The sequence below is a fragment of the Companilactobacillus pabuli genome, assembly GCF_014058425.1.
Taxonomy (GTDB): domain Bacteria; phylum Bacillota; class Bacilli; order Lactobacillales; family Lactobacillaceae; genus Companilactobacillus; species Companilactobacillus pabuli.
In genome coordinates this window covers 1,195,656-1,216,928 of sequence record NZ_CP049366.1, presented here as the reverse complement: position 1 = coordinate 1,216,928, position 21,273 = coordinate 1,195,656, and the positions used below count along the sequence as shown (strand labels likewise).

The 21,273-nt window shown below is 34.8% G+C and carries 19 protein-coding genes and 1 pseudogene; 13 read left to right on the top strand and 7 right to left on the bottom strand.

Annotated features, from left to right (window positions below; genetic code table 11):
• Positions 1-83 precede the first annotated feature (83 nt).
• Complete coding sequence (locus tag G6534_RS05805) at positions 84-2,759, top strand: cation-translocating P-type ATPase (RefSeq protein ID WP_059073928.1); 2,676 nt, start codon at positions 84-86, stop codon at positions 2,757-2,759.
• Between the two features lie 82 nt (positions 2,760-2,841).
• Here the strand turns inward: G6534_RS05805 and G6534_RS05800 are convergent, their stop codons facing one another.
• Positions 2,842-3,249 carry an iron-sulfur cluster biosynthesis family protein gene (locus G6534_RS05800; RefSeq protein ID WP_059073927.1) on the bottom strand — a complete coding sequence of 136 codons (408 nt, stop codon included), beginning with the start codon at positions 3,247-3,249 and terminating at the stop codon, positions 2,842-2,844.
• A 167-nt stretch (positions 3,250-3,416) separates the two neighbouring features.
• Positions 3,417-3,827: an iron-sulfur cluster biosynthesis family protein gene (locus tag G6534_RS05795; protein WP_059073926.1), complete on the bottom strand. Its 411-nt coding sequence runs from the start codon at positions 3,825-3,827 to the stop codon at positions 3,417-3,419.
• 224 nt (positions 3,828-4,051) lie between these two features.
• Here G6534_RS05795 and G6534_RS05790 point away from each other — a divergent pair, with 224 nt between their 5' ends.
• The gene (locus tag G6534_RS05790; RefSeq protein WP_059073925.1) at positions 4,052-5,011 is read left to right on the top strand and encodes a GH25 family lysozyme; all 960 of its coding nucleotides are present in this window, start codon (positions 4,052-4,054) and stop codon (positions 5,009-5,011) included.
• 38 nt (positions 5,012-5,049) lie between these two features.
• Here G6534_RS05790 and G6534_RS05785 read toward each other — a convergent pair whose 3' ends face one another.
• Positions 5,050-5,664: a GNAT family N-acetyltransferase gene (locus tag G6534_RS05785; RefSeq protein ID WP_059073924.1), complete on the bottom strand. Its 615-nt coding sequence runs from the start codon at positions 5,662-5,664 to the stop codon at positions 5,050-5,052.
• Between the two features lie 88 nt (positions 5,665-5,752).
• Between G6534_RS05785 and G6534_RS05780 the strand changes: the two genes are divergently transcribed.
• On the top strand, positions 5,753-6,037 hold the full coding sequence (locus G6534_RS05780) for a bacteriocin immunity family protein (protein ID WP_059073923.1): 285 nt from the start codon (positions 5,753-5,755) through the stop codon (positions 6,035-6,037).
• A gap of 31 nt (positions 6,038-6,068) precedes the next feature.
• Here the strand turns inward: G6534_RS05780 and G6534_RS05775 are convergent, their stop codons facing one another.
• Together G6534_RS05775 and G6534_RS05770 are read right to left on the bottom strand one after the other, a co-directional pair.
• A complete protein-coding gene (locus tag G6534_RS05775; protein ID WP_059073922.1) occupies positions 6,069-6,422 on the bottom strand; it encodes an iron-sulfur cluster biosynthesis family protein in 354 nt (117 codons plus the stop codon).
• 17 nt (positions 6,423-6,439) lie between these two features.
• Entirely contained in the window at positions 6,440-7,801 is a 1,362-nt protein-coding gene (locus G6534_RS05770; protein WP_182083250.1) for an FAD-dependent oxidoreductase, read from the bottom strand.
• 131 nt (positions 7,802-7,932) lie between these two features.
• On the opposite strand from G6534_RS05770, the gene G6534_RS05765 reads away from it, so the two are divergent.
• From G6534_RS05765 to G6534_RS05735, 7 genes and pseudogenes are all read left to right on the top strand, one after another.
• The gene (locus tag G6534_RS05765) at positions 7,933-8,634 is read left to right on the top strand and encodes an EAL domain-containing protein (protein ID WP_059073921.1); all 702 of its coding nucleotides are present in this window, start codon (positions 7,933-7,935) and stop codon (positions 8,632-8,634) included.
• 115 nt (positions 8,635-8,749) lie between these two features.
• A complete protein-coding gene (locus G6534_RS05760; RefSeq protein WP_059073920.1) occupies positions 8,750-9,991 on the top strand; it encodes a PTS transporter subunit EIIC in 1,242 nt (413 codons plus the stop codon).
• Complete coding sequence (locus G6534_RS05755) at positions 9,978-10,856, top strand: alpha/beta hydrolase (RefSeq protein WP_059073919.1); 879 nt, start codon at positions 9,978-9,980, stop codon at positions 10,854-10,856. The genes G6534_RS05760 and G6534_RS05755 overlap by 14 nt, the downstream gene beginning before the upstream one ends.
• 75 nt (positions 10,857-10,931) lie before the next feature.
• Positions 10,932-11,663, top strand: coding sequence for a sulfite exporter TauE/SafE family protein (locus G6534_RS05750; protein WP_059073918.1), 732 nt, complete (start codon positions 10,932-10,934; stop codon positions 11,661-11,663).
• 74 nt (positions 11,664-11,737) lie between these two features.
• Positions 11,738-13,360 (top strand): ABC-F family ATP-binding cassette domain-containing protein, encoded by a 1,623-nt coding sequence (locus tag G6534_RS05745; protein WP_182083249.1) that lies wholly within the window; start codon positions 11,738-11,740, stop codon positions 13,358-13,360.
• 85 nt (positions 13,361-13,445) lie between these two features.
• Positions 13,446-13,752 (top strand): annotated as a pseudogene (locus G6534_RS05740) (PTS sugar transporter subunit IIB).
• Between the two features lie 53 nt (positions 13,753-13,805).
• Positions 13,806-14,783: a cation diffusion facilitator family transporter gene (locus G6534_RS05735; RefSeq protein ID WP_059073917.1), complete on the top strand. Its 978-nt coding sequence runs from the start codon at positions 13,806-13,808 to the stop codon at positions 14,781-14,783.
• A gap of 88 nt (positions 14,784-14,871) precedes the next feature.
• Here the strand turns inward: G6534_RS05735 and G6534_RS05730 are convergent, their stop codons facing one another.
• Positions 14,872-15,687 (bottom strand): SLAP domain-containing protein, encoded by an 816-nt coding sequence (locus G6534_RS05730; protein ID WP_059073916.1) that lies wholly within the window; start codon positions 15,685-15,687, stop codon positions 14,872-14,874.
• A gap of 151 nt (positions 15,688-15,838) precedes the next feature.
• Here G6534_RS05730 and budC point away from each other — a divergent pair, with 151 nt between their 5' ends.
• Positions 15,839-16,585 (top strand): meso-2,3-butanediol dehydrogenase, encoded by a 747-nt coding sequence (gene budC, locus G6534_RS05725; RefSeq protein WP_182083248.1) that lies wholly within the window; start codon positions 15,839-15,841, stop codon positions 16,583-16,585.
• 138 nt (positions 16,586-16,723) lie between these two features.
• Here budC and G6534_RS05720 read toward each other — a convergent pair whose 3' ends face one another.
• Positions 16,724-18,598 (bottom strand): beta-glucoside-specific PTS transporter subunit IIABC, encoded by a 1,875-nt coding sequence (locus tag G6534_RS05720; RefSeq protein ID WP_182083247.1) that lies wholly within the window; start codon positions 18,596-18,598, stop codon positions 16,724-16,726.
• A gap of 202 nt (positions 18,599-18,800) precedes the next feature.
• On the opposite strand from G6534_RS05720, the gene G6534_RS05715 reads away from it, so the two are divergent.
• On the top strand, positions 18,801-20,297 hold the full coding sequence (locus tag G6534_RS05715) for a glycoside hydrolase family 1 protein (protein WP_059073913.1): 1,497 nt from the start codon (positions 18,801-18,803) through the stop codon (positions 20,295-20,297).
• Between the two features lie 19 nt (positions 20,298-20,316).
• Complete coding sequence (locus tag G6534_RS05710) at positions 20,317-21,207, top strand: MurR/RpiR family transcriptional regulator (RefSeq protein WP_182083246.1); 891 nt, start codon at positions 20,317-20,319, stop codon at positions 21,205-21,207.
• The last annotated feature ends 66 nt before the right edge of the window (positions 21,208-21,273 follow it).

Sequence of the window (21,273 nt, the reverse complement as noted above, 5' to 3'; positions counted from 1 at the left end):
AGTCTGGTTTTGTCTTAATTAGTGAGACTTGTACGCTATTTGGCGTGCAGGTCTCTTTTTTTAAATCAAAGGAGGGGTTGAATTTGAAAGATACTCGATATTATGCACTGGATAAAACTTCACTGTTGGATAAATTCCAAACTAGTGAAGCCGGATTAAGTACTGACCAAGCTAAAAAACGTTTGGAAGAAAATGGGCCTAATGCTTTAGCACAAGGTAAGAAGAAGAATTTGTTCCAAAGATTTTTTGATCAATTTAAAGATTTTATGATTATTGTTTTATTAGTGGCTGCCTTGATTTCAGGATTTGTTGCTCAAGAATGGGCTGATGCCGCTTTGATTTTGGCCGTAGTTATTATCAATGCTGTTTTTGGGGTTTTCCAGGAGTCAAAGGCTGAGGAAGCTATTGATGCTTTGAAGGAAATGTCGACTCCTGAAGCTCATATCAAGCGAAATGGCAAACTGGAGACAGTTAGTAGTGAGGCTTTAGTGGTCGGAGATGTTGTTTTGCTAGAAGCTGGAGATATTGTGCCAGCGGATATCCGCTTGATTGATTCGGCCTCGATGAAGATTGAAGAAGCTGCTTTGACTGGTGAATCAGTTCCGGTTGAAAAAGAAGCAGAAACTCTACCAGATGAGGATATTCCACTAGGTGATCGTAAAAACATGGCTTATATGAATAGTAATGTTACTTACGGTCGTGGAGTCGGTATCGTAGTTGGTGTTGGTATGAATACACAAGTTGGTCAAATTGCTGGAATGATCAATAAAGCTGAGGAAACAAGCACACCTCTGCAAGATAATTTGAATTCTCTTGGTAAAACTTTGACTTGGTTGATTCTTGGAATCGCTGCAGTGATTTTCGCAGTTGGTATTTTCAATAATCATTCGGGATTGCCAATGAATGAATTAGTCATCAATATGATGTTGGTCGCAATTTCATTAGCCGTTGCTGCAATTCCGGAAGGTTTACCAGCTATCGTAACGATTATTTTAGCGTTAGGTACAACAAGAATGGCTAAGCGTAAAGCTTTGGTTAGGAAGCTTCCTGCAGTTGAAACGTTGGGAAGTACTGATATTGTTGCTTCTGATAAGACTGGTACGTTAACTCAAAATAAGATGACAGTCGAAAAGTTTTATCAATATGGCAAACTAAATGATGCCTCGTCAAAAATCACTGGAGCTGATAAAGTTCTACAAGTTATGACGTTTGCCAATGATACAAAGATTCAAAATGATGGAGTTTTAGTAGGTGATCCAACTGAAACAGCCTTAGTTCAATTTGGATTTGATCACGACTATCAAGTTGAAGACGAGTTGAAAAAGGAACCACGTGTTGCAGAAGTACCATTCGATTCAGAACGTAAGTTGATGTCAACGATTCACAAGTTATCTGATGGTAAATTCTTAGTAGCGGTCAAAGGTGCTCCTGATATGTTGTTGCAACGAGTTACTAAATTGCAAAAAACCTCTGATGAAGTAGTTGATTTTACTGAAGCCGATAAGACAGAAATTTTAAAGCAAAATAAAGCAATGGCAACTCAAGCTTTGAGAGTTTTAGCCATGGGTTATAAGATTATTGATGAAATTCCACAAACCGTTGATTCAGAGACCGTTGAAAATGATTTAGTCTTTGCAGGTTTGATTGGGATGATTGATCCAGAACGTCCAGAGGCTGCCAAAGCGGTTGCTGATGCCAAAAAAGCTGGTATTCGTCCAATGATGATTACTGGTGACCATCAAGATACTGCCGAAGCGATTGCAGCTCGTTTAGGAATCATTAAAGCAGGCGATGATGATGCTGTCATTACTGGGGCTCAATTGGATCAAATGAGTGACGATGAATTCGAAAAGAATGTTCAACGTTATTCAGTTTATGCGCGTGTATCTCCAGAACATAAAGTTAGAATCGTCAAAGCTTGGCAAGATAAAGGTAAAGTTGTTGCCATGACTGGTGACGGTGTCAATGATGCACCAGCTTTGAAGTCCGCTGATATTGGTATCGGTATGGGTATTACTGGTACGGAAGTTTCTAAGGGAGCTTCTGATATGGTATTAGCCGATGATAACTTTGCAACAATCATCGTTGCGGTTGAAGAAGGTCGTAAGGTCTTCTCTAATATTCAAAAATCGATTCAATATTTACTTTCAGCTAACTTAGGTGAAGTTTTGACATTGTTCATGATGACTTTGCTAGGCTGGGATATTTTACTACCGGTTCAGTTGCTTTGGATCAATTTAGCAACCGATACTTTCCCAGCAATCGCTTTAGGTGTTGAACCAACCGAACCAGGTATTATGGATAAAAAACCACGTGGGCGCCGTTCAAGTTTCTTAGGTGGAGGAATTGGTTCTTCGATCGTTTATCAAGGTATCCTTGAAGGACTGATTACTTTGGGAGTTTATGGATTAGCCATTATGTTCCCAGTCCACACAGCTAATGATGCAATGCATGCTGATGCTTTGACAATGGCCTATGCAACATTAGCTTTGATTCAATTGTTCCACGCATTTAACGTTAAATCGACGTATCAATCGATCTTTAAAGTTCATATGTTCAAGAATAAGATGTTCAACATTGGTGTATTAACATCATTTATCATGGTGGCAGCGACAATTGTTGTTCCTGGATTTAACAGCTTGTTCCACGTTACTGAACTGAATCTAGAACAATGGTTGATTGTCCTTGGCGCTGGAGTATTGATGATTTTGATTGTTGAAATTGTTAAATTCTTCCAACGTCGTACTGGTAAAAAGTAATAAATGGAAAGAAAGTAAGGCCCCGATACCGAAGTAGATATCGAGGCCTTTTTTATGTATTTTTGAATTTCTTAGTAAATGATTAGCAGATTTGGTCGCCAAGTTTTTCCATCTTTTGACGACGTTCTTCAGCGGTTTCAGGTTTAACATTTCTCCAGTCAACAACTGAAAGGGCACCATCTAAGATACCTGAGTTGTCTTTAAGAGCTAAAGCATTGTGCCATAGGGAAATGTTAAGACCAGCAGTAAAGAAGTCTGTATATTGAGGTTCAGTAGCTAGTTTGTAGCCAGCATTATTTTCGATCGGAACAGTATATTTAGGATCATTTTCATTAAGAATAACTAGTTGAAATTTATCACCAATAGCACAGCTACCACCAAGACTTGAGTACTTGTTTGAACCATCATCGGTAGTCAAGATCATTGTGCTTCCTGCTGGGATTTTATCAGCTAAGTATTTTTGTGCATCGTCTTTAATATTAATTTTCATAAATTAAGATCCTTTCCGTTACAATAATTTGAATTGTGCAACACTGATTAGTTTACAATCATTCTCATTACGCTCTTTAAGTTACAGCATATTGTGAATTCTTGCAAATTATCAGCTCAATAAAACAAAATATATTTTTGATATTTAGTAAATTAACCATAAATTGATTAACAGATTTGATCACCAAGTTTAATCATTTTGTCGCGGCGTTCTTGTGCAGTTTCGGGTTTAACATTTCTCCAATCAACAACGGCTAGTGAACCATCAAGAATACCAGAATTATCTTTAAGAGCTAAAGCATTGTGCCATACGGAAATGTTAAGACCATTACCTAATAAGTCAGCATCAGATGGGGAAGTCTTAAGATCAAGACCAGCGTCATTTTCTAAGTCGATTGTGTAATTAGGATCATCATCCTTTAAAATAACGATTTGGAATTTATCACCGATAGCACAACTACCACCAAGGCTTGAGTATTTATTTGAACCATCGTCAGTTGTTAGAATCATTTTGGCATTTGTTGGAACTTCTTTATTTTTTAAATATGTTTGAGTTTCTTCTTTAATATTGATTTTCATTTTATATAAGATCCTTTCGGGAACTAAATTTAATTGATTGCCAAACATTAAGTTGTGTACAATCTTTATTACAGTTAATACTATATCACGTAAATTGGTTGTGCACAACTTAAATGACTGAAATAATTATTATATTGTTCTTAAGCTTTGTGAAAATCCCATTATATCAACGATAAAGAGGGTATACTTTAAATAAATAATTTTTTTGTTATAGGGGGAGAATTATGTCTAAGAAGAAAATTTCTGCAATTATTGCAACAATTGTTTCACTAGTAACGTTATTTTTCTGCGTTACCACGGTTGATGCTGCACGTATGGATATGGTCGATGTCTCCAATCATAATGGAGCTATGACAATCGCCAACTTCCAAGATATGCATAATAATTATGGTGTAAAAGCTGCCGTTACTAAGATAAGTGAAGGAACTACCTATAAGGATGCTTATGCAGCTAACAATATTAAAACGGCTCAAGCTGCTGGACTTTATATTCATGGTTATCATTATGCTCACTATAGTAATGTAAACGAAGCTATTGCTGAAGCTGATTTTGCTGCTCAGACTGCTAAAGCCGATGGATTGCCAGCGGGAGCTGTTTTGGTAACTGATGTTGAAAGTACTGAACAACAACATAACAATCCAGAAACAAATACTCAAAGCAACATTGCTTTCATCAATCAAGTAGCAAAGTATGGTTATCGTTCTGATATTTACACGATGGGCTCTTGGGCCAATTTGGTTATGCAAGTCAAGAAAGGTTGGATAGCCGCTTATCCTTCTGACGCTACTGATCAATATTGGTATCCAAATGCTCATGGATGGCAATGGACGAGTCATTATCAATTCGATGGTAGTTATGGTAATTTTGATGTTTCTCAACTTTACGATAATTATTTTACGAGTTATCAAGCACCACAAACTGTTAGTGTAGATAATAGTAATCAAACTAATAATAATTCGACAAATAATGCAATTTCCTCAAAAGGAGTAATTAGCGTAAATAATGCTAATGGTAGTTATGTACCTTTAGTAGCCATTCAAAATAACAGTACTAAGACAATAACTAACCGTGCCTTAGCCAACAATACTCCTTGGGTAACTGATCAAACAAAGACTATCGATGGTGTTACTTATCATCGTGTTGCTACAAACGAGTGGGTTGATGCTAAATATATTGTTGGATAAAAATAAACCAATTGGGATTTCCCAGTTGGCTTTTTAATTTACAAAATATTTTTATATAATAGGAAACAAGTTAACGGTGTTGAATCTTTTTCATCTAGAGTGACATCAATTTGATCAAAGATTTTAAATCCCCTTTTCAAATAAAACTGATAATCACAATTCGAATCAGTGAAGACATAGATTAGTTGATTTTGAAGTTTATTTTCTAATGCCTCGAGTAATTGTGTACCGATGCCTTGGTGTTTGATATTAGAATCAACAGCAAAGAAGGTAATCTCACCGTCAGGTTTGTTTTTCATAAATCGTTTGAGCATTCTTTGATTGGCTTGGTCATAAGTTTTTGCCATATCGTCATTGTCAAAAAGATTAATTAACTTATTACCTAAATTGACGGTTAGATTTCTCTTTAGAGTGGAGTATTTTAATCTTTGAAAATTAACTCTCGCAAAAATGAATCCAACTAATTTGTTTTCTAAGTAAGCTCCTAAGGCAATAGTGGAGTTCTTTAATTCCATTTCCGCGACTATTTTACCGTAGAAATACAGGGCAAATTTATTCTCGATGTATTTGTCGAATTGCATGCCTGTAGTAGCAAATTGACGGACTTTTTCGAGATCTGTGGGATTGAATTCTTTAATTTGGATTTTAGTCATTTAAAACTCCTTTATTTGAATATGCGTTGAGCGTCATTGGAATATAAATAATTTAATGTTAATCTATGAATATTAGGGAGATGGGAAAATGTCAGAAACAAAGGAACAAGCATTAATGCAAGCCATTAAAACAGCTATTCAAGATAAGCAAATCAAAAAATATCCTGATTTAATGGAAATTTTGAATAAAGCAAGTAAGCAATTATCGAGTTCTAATGATTATCATCAAGTTTCAGCAACTCTCAACAAGTCATTACAGTTCTGGGGCATGGGTCACTTGCATGGGCCAGAGGCTTTGAATACATTATATCAAGCTACGATTGAAGGTACACGTGGTCGAGCACATCAAAAATTACCAACCGGTTTAGATTAAAAAAGTCAGAATCCAATTAGGGTTCTGACTTTTATTTTACAAGATTGCGCCAATCAATAACGGGAACAGCTGAATCCATCACACCACCATTGTCGCTAAGGACTAAAGAACCGTGTGAAAAATCTAGATTGAGACCGTCATTAAATAAATATTCTTCAGCAGGGTTCATCCAAATTTGATAGCCGGCGTTATTGTCAACTGCAATCGAAAATTTTGAATCTGGTTTATTGATAATAATTAGTTGAAAACTATAAACTAAAGCACAGGTCGCACTATTATTCGCGTAGTTATTCGCTCCGTCGGTCGTTGTTAAAAGTAAATTACTTTTAGTTGGAATTTTGTTGGCTAAATACTCTTTAGCTTGTGGCTTGATATTTAATTTCATTAAAGCAACCTCAAAAATTATTTTTGATTTTTTAAATATTGATATTCTTTATCGACCGCTTTTTGGGCAACCAAATTAAGATAATTGAATGGTTCATCAAAATTAGGTGAGAAGAGCATGTCGAGATAAGCTAACTGATCGATGGTGTTTTTGTTTTGAATAACGACTGAAATAGTATTGGCCGATTGAGAGACCTCATGTTCACTTATCAATTGGGCCCCTAGAATTTGACGTGATTTACGATCATAAACTAATTCAATACTAATTTTAGCATTAGTAGGCATAAAATCAGGTCGATAGTTGCTTTCAAAGAAGACTTCTTGGGCATCGAAATTTTCATGTAAAGCTTCGTGTAAAGTCAGACCAGTACTAGCAACAGTGTTTCCAAATACTAGCATACCTGTTGTAGCTTGAGTACCCATAGTTTTTATCCTAGGGTTAAGAATGTTGGCTCCAGCCAAAGCACCTTGTCTAATAGCATGCGATGCTAAAGGAATATATTTGGAATTAAGAGTTGGATTGTAATGAACTTCGGTAACGTCACCGGCCGCAAAAATATTTGGGTCAGATGATTGCATGTATTCGTTAGTAATGATAGCACCATTTTTGGCTAGCTTGACTTGTCCCTTGAGTAAATCAGCTTGGGGTAAGACACCAGGAGTGATTGTGACCATATCGACTGAGTAGTCACCAACATTAGTTTTAACTAGGATCTTGCCATCATCAGTTTCGTTAAAACGAGTCACCACAGTATTAGTCATTACTTTGACGTTATTGTCTAATAGTAATTTTTTGACTTTTTGAGCGATGGTTGTATCAAGATATTGGTTTAATAATTGTTTTTTACGTTGGAAGAGAATAACTTGGTGACCGGATTTTAGATAACCTTCGGCCAGTTCAACACCGGAATATCCTCCTCCTAAAATAGCGATTGTTTCGGCATTTTTTGATGCTTTGTAAAGCTTCTGAGCCTGATCACAAGTTTTACAAAGCATTACTTTAGTGCTTTCAATACCTGGGATTACGGGGATAGTAGTTTTGGAACCAGTCGTCATAATTAATTTGTCATATTTATCATGGACGAATTCCTTTGTTTGAAGATCTTGTGCCAAGATAGTATGAGCTGTGCTATCAATTTCGATAACATCGTGCTGCATTCGCATTTGTACACCTTTTTTAATAAATTGCTCTGGATTGGCATACATTGCTTCATTTAAATCTTTGACGGAACCAGCAATATGCAAATAGGTTGCACATGACAAATACGAGATACTTCGATTACGCTCGTAGACAGTTATGGTAGCGTCAGGATAATATTTTAAGCATTGATTAATTGCAGCAATGCCAGCATGGGTACACCCAATTATGACTATTTTCATTAAATTATCACGACTTTTCTTTTAATATCCAAATATAATTATTTCGTTAATTGGACTATACTAAAAGTATATACGTTTTTGATATAAAAAGTAAATATATCGTTTTTGACACATAAGGAAGAAATAAGATTATGGATAAAATTTATCGTTATTTTGTACAACCACAAATTGATGTAAAAACAAATACTATTTTTGGCTATGAGTTGTTAATCAAACAGCTTACTCCTGAAGGATGGAGATTGCCTAAATCGTTTTCCGAAATCAGCACTGAAACGACTTCGAAATTACTGATTGCTACGACTAAAATCCTAGGCCTAAAAGTAGATTATTGTTCAGTCAACGTTAATCGTGAACAATTAGTCGATACGAGAATGGAAGATGCTATCATTCAAAGTCAATTGCAATTATTTCCGACGAAGGTAGTTGTTGAATTGACTGAAGAAAAAGGACCTAAGAAGTATTCCGATGCTTTTTTGATTCCACATTTAAGAAAGTTTATGGAACATGGGATGCAAATTTCTTTGGACGATGTTGGTACTGGTGATAACAGTTTGGAAGCAATCAGATGTTTTTTGCCAATGGCCTCGGAATTAAAGTTTGCTCTTCAAAATTTCAATTCACAAAATGAAGATCCTGATTTACAAAAAAAATTGATTATGTGGCAAGGAATTAGTCAAGAATACGGACAACGCTTGATTTTGGAAGGAATTGAAGATGATGAGGATGCCAAAATGAGTAGCGATTTGGGAATTAATTTACGCCAAGGCTACTATTACGGCAAACCAGAATTATTATCTTTGCCAGGAGATTCACAATTTAATATAAAAAAGTAAATTTTAAACATTTTATTTTAAATATTATCTATTTTTGATAGATAAAAATAACAAATAGGGCAATAATAGGCGAGTAATTACAATAAATATTGTTAATTTCATGTGAGGGATAAACATGGAGCAAATGTTATTTTATTCAGCCAAGTTGCGTAATACAAAGATTGTTAATGCAATTCGCAATACTTTGACTTTATTGTTTCCAATAATGTTATTAGGTAGTTTTGCGGAAGTACTTAAGTTTACTTTTCTAACCAAAAATGGTTATATGGCAAGAATGTTTGGGATACCATGGTGGTTACCTTATAACAGTGAATTGAACTGGGTCATGGGAGTTATTTTTCATTGCACGATTGATATGGTTGCCTTGTATGCAGCCTACGGGTCAGCGTATTACATCACTAAAGCCTACGGAAAAGAAGGAGAAAAATCTGGTGCTATCGGATTATTGGCATACTTGATAATCTCTTTTCAACCTACGCCAGAGGGATTGCCAAACTTTAGTCGTTTTATGATGTCTGAAGGAATGCTTTTAGCTTTGATTGTTGGGTATGGTTGTGGTCGATTGTGGATTTTCTTTGATGATTCTCAAATCAACGATAAGTATAAGTTTATTTTTCCCGTTTTGATCGTGATATTTTTGGCGGCAATAGTTAATTTGTTAGGAACAATGATCTTAAAACTTGAAATACCAACGTACGTTTCGAGTTTTGTTATGCAACATACGCAGTTAAATGCTTTGTTTTACGTACTAGGAATGGGTGTTTTGACTGATTTACTGTCATGGATGGCTGTTGGAGGACCGTTTACTAATAGTCCTACGTTCACTGATGCACCAGCGATGGCTAATCTCAGTTTAGCTCTAAAATCCGGTAATTCTTGGAATGTTCCTTATAAATTCACCGATACTACTATTTTTCACAGTTTCGCTAATTTTGGTGGAAGCGGCGTTATGTTGGCACTTATTATTGCAATTTTAATTTTTTCAAAGAAATCTCGGAATCGTAATGTGTCAAAATGGTCTATTTTTCCAGCAATTTTTAATAATCATTATCCAATGATGCTCGGAATTCCGATATTGTTCAACCCCGTTTTTTTAGTTCCGTTTATTTTGGTTCCATTGGTTAATATGTTAGTGACGAGTTTGTTTATAGTGATGCACTGGTTGCCGATTGCTGCTTATCCTGTTCCAGTCGGGACTCCGGGGCCGTTGATAGCATTTATTGGTACTAATGGTAACTGGATTACTTTGATTTTTGGCGTAGTTTTACTAATAGTAGATGTTTTGATCTATTCGCCGTTTGTTAAACTGTCTGATCGAATTAGTCAGAAAGCGGGTGAGATAGATGAGAAACTTTAAAAAATTGTTTTTTTGGTTGTTGGGAATTTTTATTACAGTAGTTCTGATCGTTGTGTCATTTAATTGGTCACAGACTAATGTTTCTAAGTTAACCAAATTGCATAATTCTAGATTGTCACCTGTTATTATGATACCGGGAAGTTCAGCGACGCAAAATCGGTTTGATACGCTTGTAAAGAAATTAAATCGTAATAATAAATCTCCGCATAGTTTGATAAAAGTCTATGTTTCTACTGATGACAAGTTAAAAATAACCGGTAAATTAAGACGGGGAGATAATGAACCGATAATTGTAGTTGGCTTTGAAAACAATCATGACGGTTATAGCAATATTAAAAAACAAGCCCGTTGGTTTAATATAGCTTTTAAAGCCTTAACTAAGCAGTATAGTTTTAATAATTTTAAAGCGATTGGACATTCAAATGGGGGCTTGATTTATACTGCCTTTTTGGAAAATTATTTTGCTAAATATTCTGATAGAATCAAAATCAAGCAATTAATGACTATCGGATCACCATATAATTTCAATGAAAAATCGGTTCATCACAAGACACAAATGCTATCGGACTTTATTGCTGATCGAAAAAATATTCCTAAGAATTTAAGCGTTTATTTTGTTGCGGGGACAGAAACGTATAATTCGGATGGTTTAGTGCCACTCGGTAGTGTCATGGCCGGTAAGTATATTTATCAAGGACAAGTTAAACATTTTACGACTATTTCAGTTTCTGGTTCGGATGCTCAACATTCAGATTTACCACAAAATGATCAAATCATTGACTTGATAAATCGTTATATTCTTGATCCAAAGCAAAAGATGCAACCACGAAGTCGTCAGGAATCAGTTTCTTTAAATGGTCAATAAAGGGTTCTTTAAAGGAAGTCTCAATTAAGAGTCTTCTTTTTTTGATAGAATATTACTATATGAGGGGATGAAAACTTGAGTTGGATAATTATTATGATTTTGGCAGCGTTGATGGCTGGATTTGTTCAGGGAGTGACAGGATTTGGATCAGGTATTGTAATGATGGTCTTTTTGCCACATTTGATGCCAATCAGTCAAAGTGCTGGGGTTTCAACGTTAACTATGGTCGTTGCTAATGTTATGGTCGTCTGGCATTATCGAAAGTATTTTGAATGGCAAAAAATTTTAGGCCCTTTTTTGATTTACATTACGATGGCAATAGTTTCACTACATTTGAGTAGTGGGTTGCCAGCGGGACATTTGAAATTACTTCTAGGATTGTTATTGGTAACTTTATCTTTATATTATGTAATTATGAATTGGAAATCGATCACTATCAGTCGAATTCCACTGTTTGTTATGGTTATCTTTGCTTTGATATCGGGATTTTTTAATGGGATGTTTGGAATCGGTGGGCCATTGATGGCGCTGTACTTTTTAACTATTTCTGATTCCAAGGAAAAATACCTCTCAAGTATTCAAACGTTCTTTTTGATTGATACTTTTATTATGACTAGCTTACGTTTTGCTAATGGAATTTTGTCATTGAATAATTTGAAATACGTAGCGGTTGGTATTATAGGGTCGATTATTGGAACCTTCATTGCCAATAGATTAGTGAGTCATTTAAATATAAGTTTTATGAAAGCTTTGATTTATATCTTTATTGGACTAAGTGGTTTGTATTATATTGCCATGACATTCTGACAAATCGCTTGCATCAGTTGAAAATAGTCCGTATAATGCACATTAACTATGTTTATGAAATGAGGATTATATATTTGATTACTGTTAATGATGTAAGTTTGCACTTTGCCGACCGAAAGCTATTTGAAGATGTAAATATCAAATTTGCACCCGGTAACTGTTATGGCTTGATTGGTGCTAATGGTGCCGGTAAATCAACTTTCTTGAAAGTTTTGTCTGGTGATATCAAACCTTCTACTGGTTCGGTTAAACTTGGACCCAATGAACGTTTAGCAACTTTGAAACAGAACCACTTTGATTATGATGATTATACAGTTATGGAAACTGTCATCATGGGACACAGTGACTTGTATGAAATCATGCAAGAAAAAGATGCTATTTATATGAAACCTGATTTTAGTGAAGAAGACGGTTTAAGAGCAGCCGATCTTGAAGCTAAGTTTGGTGAAATGGGAGGCTGGGAAGCAGAAGGTGAAGCTTCACAAATGCTCCAAGGCTTGAATATTCCCGAAAGTTTGCATCAAGAAAAAATGGCCAATTTAACTGCTGGTCAAAAGATTAAGGTCTTGTTAGCACAAGCACTCTTTGGTCAACCAGATGTTTTGCTACTAGATGAGCCTACTAATGGTTTGGACGTTGACTCAATCGACTGGCTAGAAGAATTCTTGATCAATTTTGAAAACACTGTTATCGTCGTATCCCATGACCGTTACTTCTTGAATAAAGTTTGTACATACATGGCTGATCTTGATTACAGCAAGATTCAACTTTATGCCGGTAACTATGATTTCTGGCAACAATCTTCAGCTTTAGCTCAACAAATGAAGCAAGATCAAAATGCTAAAAAAGAAGAAAAAATCAAAGAATTGCAAGAATTTATTGCCCGTTTCTCGGCTAATGCTTCTAAGTCTAAGCAAGCTACTTCACGTAAGAAAATGCTTGATAAGATTACTTTGGACGATATTCAACCTAGTTCAAGACGCTATCCATTTATCAAATTTGTCCCTAATCGTGAAATTGGGAACGACTTGCTACAAGTTAAAGATTTATCTGTTACTATCGATGGCAAGCAAATTTTGAAGAATGTTAATTTTATCTTGAACAAAGATGATAAGGTGGCTTTCTTAGCTAAGAACGATATGGTTACAACAGCATTATTCAAAATCTTGACGGGTGAAATTACGCCTGATTCTGGTACTGTTACTTGGGGTGTTACGACTAGCCAAGCTTACTTGCCAAAAGACTTTAATGCCATGTTTGATGAAGAGACGCCAATTATTGATTGGTTGCGCCAATTTGCCGAAAAAGGTGAAGACGACGATACTTTCTTGCGTGGATTCTTAGGTAGAATGTTGTTCTCTGGTGACGATGTTACTAAGATGGTCAACGTTTTATCCGGTGGCGAAAAAGTTCGTGTCATGCTCTCGAAGATGATGTTGTTGAAAGCTAACGTCTTATTATTAGATGACCCAACTAACCATTTGGATTTGGAATCAATTACTGCCTTGAACGACAGTTTGATTGATTACAAAGGTTCAATTTTATTTGCATCACATGATCACCAATTCATTCAGACAGTTGCTAACCGTTTGGTTTACTTGACTGCTAATGGTGTGGTTGATCGCAGTGATACTACTTATGATGAATTTAGAAGTAATGAACAAGTTCAAGCTCAGATTAGTGAATTGGATAAGTAATAAGTTTGTGAGACCCAAAAGTCGGTTGATTTCTGGGTCTTTTTTTATCGTATAATGGAAGCGCATACACAAAAGGGGCAAGCTTATGTCAAAAACAATCATGCTAGCGTGTGCTGGAGGGATGTCTACTTCGTTGTTGGTGACGAAAATGGAAAAAGCGGCAGCAAAAAGAAACATTGATGTATCAATATTTGCGACCGCTGGATCAATCATTCCTGACGAATGTAAAAAAGTATCATCCAGATGTTATTTTGTTAGGACCGCAGATTCAGTACATGTATCATTTAGTTATTAAAGAAGTTGATGTGCCGGTTGCTGTGATTGATATGAAGGATTTTGGAACTATGAATGGTGAAAAGGTTTTGAATTTGGCTTTGTCGATGATGAAGTGAGTATTTTCTTTACATTTTTTGGTCTTTGTTATTTACTTAGTCCGAGGCAAATTATGAAAAAAATTAATGATTATTTTTCTAAAGAATCTCATTTGCAAAGATCACTTCGTGAAAAAGAAATAAATAAATTAAACTATTCAATAAGATTTTTATACATTAATATATTCATCTATATTTTGATTACCATTATTGAATATTGGTTGGCCAAAATTGGTAATTCCCAGGCACTGCGAGCTGACGCTTTAAATAATCTTTCGGGCGTTATATCGACGGGCGTATTAATTTTGGGTATCAAAGAAGCAACTAATGTTGATGACGATGATATTTTAGGACGAGATCTACCCAAGGAGAATATTCGTAGTAAAAACTCTTTGCAACTTTCTCGATTTAGGTTGGAGACAGTTTTTACTTTGATGACTAGTTTTATTATTATTTTGATTGCTATTCAAATTATTTACAGTGGCATAAAAGGTTTGCTGAACTTGAATAATATCGAAAATCCTAATCCAATTTCAGCTTTAGGGGCAAGTATTGCAACTGTTTTGATGCTAATAGTTTGGTTCATTAATTACCACAATGGAAAGAAATTGAAAAATGCTTCCTTACAAGCTGCTGCGAAGGATAGTTTAGGCGATGTTGTAACTAGTTTTAGTACCATGATCACGGTGTTGATATCAATTGCTTTGAAAGTAGCTTTTCTCGATAGCGCGGTAAGTATAGTGATTGGAATTTTTATTTTGTGGCAAGGTGTTGTGATTTTCCAAGAAGCAGCTTTGAATTTGATAGATTATGTTGATCCCATCCTAGAAAAAAATATGCGTGATGATCTTAATAAAATTGAGGAAATCCATAGTGTGGTTGATTTGACTAGTAGATATAACGGGAACATGTTGGTTGTCGATATATTTGTAAAGGTTGATGCTGATGAGACAGCGGTGTCGATTTACCAGTTAAATAAGAAAATTAAAGATGAACTTTATCAAAAATATGATGTTTATGATGTGACAGTTACTACTATTCCGGATTTATAGGAATTTGGATGGCGGATATATTGAAATAAAAGCTCTCAATGGAATAAATTCATTGAGAGCTTTTTGCATTTTAAATATTTTTTGCTAATTATTCTGGAACACTATCTTTAGATATGAAGTTTGTATTTGGAGTCGTTCCTGCGTAATTATATAGCCAATTGAAGGCATCATAAGAAGATGCTCCAACTGGATCCGCAACAAATGCTGCAGCGTTATTGGAAATACCGAATCCTATTGTTGGACCCGCATACAAAACATTAGCGCTATGACCGAAATGTCCGGCTTGTCCCATAGGAATAGTATTGTATTCATCTGTATACCAATCTTTTAAAACATAATAGGCAACATCTCTATCAGAATGAACATAACCCCACTTTAATAAATAAGCTAATCCATCACTGGAAAGATTTTCATTTAAATTTCGTGTTGCCGTTGTATGATCCAAGACATTACCATTTTGTTGAGCAGCTCTTTGCATTGCATAATTTTCAAAATCAGCGTTCGTGTGAACGGGTTCAGAACCATTGGCCTTATGTAAAGCATTTACATATTTTACAAAGTAATCACTGATTTTATGAGTATCTGGTTTATAAGTACCCAATGGAACATCATTATCTAAATCATTATAAATCTGTCCATCAGAAGCTTTGACGTACTCGTTAGTGGCAACTTGATAATATTCAGCACCATCAATGAAGCCAGTTTTTCCAACAATCCAACTAGTATATTCCCCTAATGCTCGATTATTGATTAATTCTCCATCTGATGTATACAGACGAGTTATTTTTCTTACAAAAACCGTTGGTATGGCACTTGCTTTGGTATCTGTTGTCGTTGCTGTGAAAATTCCACCAACTGATATTAATGCTGCAGCAAATATTCCAAAAATTGTTGTCTTTTTCATAAAGGCAATCCCCCTAAATTATGTATATTTAATAACGTATATATTAAATATAATAGGATTAAATCCTATTCTTGACAATCAAAAAAATACAGCGCTTTCAATTATTAGTGGAATTCTTTTATAATAATAATTAAAAGAGGAGGGAAACAAAATGTTATTAGACAATAAAGTAGCTATTATTACAGGAGCTGGCTCAGGCTTCGGGAAAGCAACATCCTTACTATTCTCAAAGGAAGGAGCAAAAATTGTTGCAGTTGACTACAATTTGGATGCTGTTCAAAGTACGGTCGATGAAATCAATGAATCAGGGAAAAAAGCTATAGCCGTAAAAGCTGATGTTTCTGATCCTGATCAAGTTAAAAACTTCGTTAAAGTCGCAGTAGACACTTACGGGCAAATTGACATCTTATTCAATAATGCCGGTGTCTACGTACCAGGAAACATTGAGCAAACCGATATTTCCGACTGGAAGAAAGCAATTGACGTTAACTTCAATTCGGTATTCTATGGTGTGAAATTTGCTATGCCTTATTTGAAGAAGACAAAGGGAAGTATTATTTCAACCGCCTCTGCCGGTGGAATCATTGGATTCCCTGATGCTGTTTCTTACGGTGCAACAAAAGGCGGAATCATTTCCTTAACGCGCGCAATTGCCGTAGATTACGCTAAAGAGGGCGTTAGAGCTAATGCAATTTGCCCTGGTACTGGAAAGACGGGGATGACTGAAGAATTACTAAAAGATCCAAAGATTAAAGAAGGATTCCTTGCTCCAATTTCTATGAAACGTTTGGGAGAACCATCAGACGTTGCTAATGCAGCATTATTCTTAGCTAGTGACTTATCATCATATATTACAGGTCATGCTTTACCAGTTGATGGTGGATGGACAATGTCATAAAAAAATATCATTGAAACGTTCGAAAAGCACCCAAATCATTTTAGATTTGGATGCTTTTTACTTTCCGTATATTGTTTAATTTTTACGTACTTTTAAAAACGTAAATTGGTTTAGGGGTGTTTAATCAATAATCAAGCTTTAAATAGTTAATATCATATCACCGTTTTGGACAATGTTACTGCCATATTCTTCAACTTTACGTTCAGTGTCAGTAATGACGATTGGGGTGATAATGTCGTAACCACGTTTTTGAATTTCGTGAAAATCAACAGTCATCATTAGTTGTCCTTTATGAACTTGATCTCCTAATTTGATACTTGGTTCAAAGAATTTTCCTTTCAGCTCAACGGTATTAAGACCAATATGAATCAAAACTTCTGTTCCATTCATTGATTTTAATCCAATGGCATGATTGGTAGGAAATAGTGCAGTGATTTCTCCATCAAAAGGAGCATAAATATGGTTATCAGTTGGCTGTATAGCAACACCGTCACCTAAAAGTTTTTGAGAAAACACATCATCATTTACAGATGAAAGGGGGATAACTTTTCCAGCAACTGGAGCATCTACTTCATCGGATAGTCCTTTAGAATCGAAAATGTCTTTTTCCTTATCTTCATCAACAGGTTTTTTTTCAAATTTTTTGAATAAAACAACCGTTGCTATAGCGGAGACTATCATCGTAATAGCAAGTGAAATCAAAATACTATAGAAATAATTCATTGTATTATCGCCAATATACATCATTACAGCAGGAAGTCCAGATGAACCTGTGGCAAATCTTCTAGTAGCAGTAATTCCGGCAAAAATACCACCACAAGCACCACCAATGGCACCAGCGACAAGTGGATATTTTTTGGGAAAGTTCAATCCATACATTGCAGGTTCAGAAACACCCATTAAGGCTGTAACACCTGTAGAGGCACCAATTTGTTTAGTTTTACTGTCTTTTGAAAGTGTACCAACCATTATAGCGGCAATACCTTGTCCAATATTTGCTAATAAAACACCAGGGCCAAAAACAGAATCATATCCCATTTGGGAGAGTTGGATAAAGCCGATTGGAGCTAAACTGTGGTGAAGACCGAACACAACTAAAATTGAATAAAAGCTGCCTAATAAGAATGGTGGCGCCCAACTTGCATTTTTACTCAACCATGTAAAGATGACGGTTAGTCCTGATCCAACAAAATCGCCAAGTGGTCCGACAATTGTTAATGCAAGAATTCCCATAATTAAGAATAATAACATTGGAGCAAATACGATTCTTACCGCATTTGGGATAACCCTATTTAAGAATCTTTCAATTGGAGCTTGTAATAAAATAACTAAAATAACAGGAATAACGGTTCCGGTATATTTAACGGCATACAATGGAATTACATTAAATAAATGTATTGCTTTGCCGGAATCTACCAAAGTCGCCCAAGTAGGATGGACCATAATAGCTGCCACTGCGACTGCTAAGAATGGATTCGTCTTTAATTTTTGAGCGGTTGTAAATGCTAATAGCATTGGTAGAAAGGCAAATGTTCCATCGCCAATCATATTCAAAATAGTATAACTTTGACTAGTCTGGGAAATAAGATTAAATGTTACCAATAAGGCTAGTAAAGCTTTAACCATACCTGCACCAGCTAATGCAGGAATAATAGGAGAGAAGATACTAGAAATAAAATCTGCAACTAAATCTAACTTGCTCTTCTTTTTTTCTTCAGTAGGATCTTTAGATTCTTTTTTTTGAATCGTTGATCCATCTTTACTTTTTATATAATCTTCTACCGCATCATAAACATCAGCAACTTGCATACCTATGACAACTTGGAATTGGCCACCGCTTATTACGACTTTTAGAACATCCTTACTTTTAGATATGTTATCTTTGTTAGCTTTTTGTGTATCTTTAAGTTTGAATCTAAGTCTTGTTTGACAATGGTGTAATGAATCAATATTTTCAATTCCACCTACATTATCAACAATCATCTTTGCGAGTTGACGATAATTTGAACTCATAAAATCACCTCATATATTTGTTTCACCGGTGTACGTGAAGTAATTTACGTCATTTTTTATAGTTATACAAGCGCTTTCATATAAATAGGAACAGCGTTCCTCAATTAGTATTGAAAATCGCATAATAACGAAACAACCTGGGATTTTTAGTGCTAGTTAGCCTGTTAAACTTAAATTAAAAGAACATGAAAGGCAGTTAAAAATGACAATTAAAACATTTCCAGAAAATTTCTTATGGGGTGGTTCTACCTCAGCAAATCAAATAGAAGGAGCTTGGAATATTGATGGTAAAGGTCCGTCGGTAGCAGATGTTCAATTGTTTAGAAATCCTCAAACAGTTGCTGAATTGAATAATGTAAAAGGCAATACAGATATTACTGATGACATGATTGATACAGCATTAAAAAGTAATAGTGAGTACAATTATCCAAAGCGACATGGAATTGATTTTTATCATCATTATAAAGAAGATATTGCATTATTTGCCGAAATGGGTTTTAAAGCATATCGTTTCTCAATTGCTTGGAGCAGAATTTTTCCAAATGGTGATGATAAATATGCAAATAAAAAGGGATTAGAATTTTATAGTGATGTTGTAAATGAATGTTTGAAATATAATATTGAACCAATTATTACTCTTTCTCACTATGAAATACCTTTGAATTTATGTACTAAATATAACGGTTGGTATGATAGACGTACGATTGGGTTCTTTTTGAATTATGTAAAAACAGTAATTGATGAATTAGGAGACAAGGTTCACTATTGGTTGACCTTCAATGAAATAGATAGTATTTTAAGACATCCATTTATGACTGGAGGGCTTATTGAAAATCGTTTCCCTAAAGATAAATTTCAAACCGTTCTTTATCAAGCCATGCATCATCAGTTAGTAGCTAGTTCACTAGCAACAAAATATATACATGAGATAAATTCTGATAGTAAAGTTGGCTGCATGACTACTAAATTGACTTATTATCCTTATTCCAGCAAGCCAAGTGATGTTCTTGCTACAAAAGAGAAGATGAGACAAGTTTATGCTTTTGCAGATATTCAGGTTTTTGGAGAGTATCCTTCATATTTACTTTCCAAATTTAAGAATGAAAATATTAATATAAAGATGACGAAAGAGGATTTAAGTATTTTAAAAGAAAATACTGTTGATTTTGTTTCATTTAGTTATTATCAGACTTCCTGTGTTGCATCTGATGAGTCAAATCTTGAATTAACAAGTGGTAATACCACGATTGGCGTAAAAAATCCTTATCTTCCATCCAGTGAATGGGGATGGCAAATTGATCCCACTGGATTAAGAATATCTTTGATTGATTTATACGATCGTTATAGAATTCCTCTGATGATTGTTGAGAATGGATTAGGAGCGAAAGACACTTTGGAATCTGACTTTACTATTCATGATAACTATCGTATTAAATATCTTGCAGCTCATATTAAGGCCATGTATGATGCAATTTATGAAGATGGCGTTGATTTGATGGGGTATACTCCCTGGGGTCCAATCGACCTTTTGTCCAATTCTACTATTCAAATGTCCAAGCGTTATGGTTTCATATATGTTGATTTAAATGATGATGGTTCAGGATCATATAATAGATATAAAAAGGATTCATTTTATTGGTATAAAGATGTAATTAGTTCAAACGGTTCAAGTATACTTAATGAAAAAGTATTAAATTAACTTTTATGGGGGTATATAGATGGCTTTGATTGAGGAATTGGAAGAAATATCTGTTACAGAAACTAATGCAAAAAAATACATTGCTGAATTTTTACTTAAAGAGAAAGAACACATTGGTAATTATTCTATGCAACAAATCGCCGATCAGACGTTTACATCGAAATCGACACTCTTTCGATTCGCTCAAAGTCTCAATTACTCGGGATGGAAAGAATTTATGCAAACTTTTTTAGAAGAAATTACCTATGTAAATAAGCACTATTCTGATATTGATCCTAATTTGCCTTTTCTAGCGGGGGAATCAACAGACTCAATTATTGAAAAATTGACTGAGATTCAAATAGAAAGTCTTAGAAATACTGCTGATTTGGTGGATATTTCAATTCTTAACATGGCAGTAGATAGAATTCTAAACGCTAATAAGCATATTATTTTGTTTGGAATAAGTCCTAATAATTTGATGGGAGAGTTACTAAGAAGAAAATTAGAAAGTATAGGAATCATTTTAACCATTGCTAATACGGATGAAGGTGGATCATTAGCTACTGCTATGGATAAAGGAGATTGTGCGATACTTGTATCATACTCTGGGAATAATTCGTCTAGAGAGCCCATGAGATTTGTTGATATTTTGAAAAAGAATCATGTTAATTTAATCGCCATTACAAGCTCTGAGGATAACTATCTTAGAAAAAATGTCGATTGCTGTTTGACCATTTCTTCTAGAGAAAAGCTGTATAGTAAAATTGGTAATTTTACGACTGAAGAATCGATTATTCATATTTTTAATTTGATATATGCTTCTTGTTTTGCTAGAAACTTTATACATAATTACGAGTATAAGGTTAAGAATTCTGAGAATTTTGAATATAGAAGAAATGCTTCTATGTTTAATATAAAAGAAAAATGAAAATGATTTTTGAATCAATGCATTTTCTGTAGAAATCAAAAAAACACCTCATTTTGAAGTGTTTTT

Coding starts and splice junctions, on each gene's coding strand:
- G6534_RS05800 (WP_059073927.1), bottom strand. CDS start 3,249: ATGAAAATTAATATTAAAGACGATGCACAAAAATACTTAGCTGATAAA.
- G6534_RS05795 (WP_059073926.1), bottom strand. CDS start 3,827: ATGAAAATCAATATTAAAGAAGAAACTCAAACATATTTAAAAAATAAA.
- G6534_RS05790 (WP_059073925.1), top strand. CDS start 4,052: ATGTCTAAGAAGAAAATTTCTGCAATTATTGCAACAATTGTTTCACTA.
- G6534_RS05785 (WP_059073924.1), bottom strand. CDS start 5,664: ATGACTAAAATCCAAATTAAAGAATTCAATCCCACAGATCTCGAAAAA.
- G6534_RS05780 (WP_059073923.1), top strand. CDS start 5,753: ATGTCAGAAACAAAGGAACAAGCATTAATGCAAGCCATTAAAACAGCT.
- G6534_RS05775 (WP_059073922.1), bottom strand. CDS start 6,422: ATGAAATTAAATATCAAGCCACAAGCTAAAGAGTATTTAGCCAACAAA.
- G6534_RS05770 (WP_182083250.1), bottom strand. CDS start 7,801: ATGAAAATAGTCATAATTGGGTGTACCCATGCTGGCATTGCTGCAATT.
- G6534_RS05765 (WP_059073921.1), top strand. CDS start 7,933: ATGGATAAAATTTATCGTTATTTTGTACAACCACAAATTGATGTAAAA.
- G6534_RS05760 (WP_059073920.1), top strand. CDS start 8,750: ATGGAGCAAATGTTATTTTATTCAGCCAAGTTGCGTAATACAAAGATT.
- G6534_RS05755 (WP_059073919.1), top strand. CDS start 9,978: ATGAGAAACTTTAAAAAATTGTTTTTTTGGTTGTTGGGAATTTTTATT.
- G6534_RS05735 (WP_059073917.1), top strand. CDS start 13,806: ATGAAAAAAATTAATGATTATTTTTCTAAAGAATCTCATTTGCAAAGA.
- G6534_RS05730 (WP_059073916.1), bottom strand. CDS start 15,687: ATGAAAAAGACAACAATTTTTGGAATATTTGCTGCAGCATTAATATCA.
- budC (WP_182083248.1), top strand. CDS start 15,839: ATGTTATTAGACAATAAAGTAGCTATTATTACAGGAGCTGGCTCAGGC.
- G6534_RS05720 (WP_182083247.1), bottom strand. CDS start 18,598: ATGAGTTCAAATTATCGTCAACTCGCAAAGATGATTGTTGATAATGTA.
- G6534_RS05715 (WP_059073913.1), top strand. CDS start 18,801: ATGACAATTAAAACATTTCCAGAAAATTTCTTATGGGGTGGTTCTACC.
- G6534_RS05710 (WP_182083246.1), top strand. CDS start 20,317: ATGGCTTTGATTGAGGAATTGGAAGAAATATCTGTTACAGAAACTAAT.